The sequence below is a fragment of the Azospirillum griseum genome (genome assembly GCF_003966125.1).
Classification (GTDB): domain Bacteria; phylum Pseudomonadota; class Alphaproteobacteria; order Azospirillales; family Azospirillaceae; genus Azospirillum; species Azospirillum griseum.
In genome coordinates, this window is record NZ_RXMA01000211.1 from 1 (window position 1) to 218 (window position 218).

Consider the following 218-nt stretch of genomic DNA (forward strand, 5'->3'; position numbering starts at 1 on the left):
ATCGTTCGACTTGCATGTGTTAGGCATGCCGCCAGCGTTCGTTCTGAGCCAGGATCAAACTCTCAGGTTCGAACCGATCGTCAGCCAAGGCCAACAACCGATCGAGACGGATCGCCGTTTAGACGCTCCAAACCCAAGCGTTAGAAAACCTGTTACAGTTTGCTTGCTTCAACTTGGATGCTCAACAGACGTCCGTTGATGTGCCGATCCCAATCCCT

1 rRNA gene is annotated in these 218 nt (G+C 52.3%); it reads right to left on the reverse strand.

Annotated features, from left to right (window positions below):
* Window positions 1–70: ribosomal RNA gene (locus EJ903_RS26815) — 16S ribosomal RNA — on the reverse strand; the annotation flags it as partial.
* Window positions 71–218: the final 148 nt, after the last annotated feature.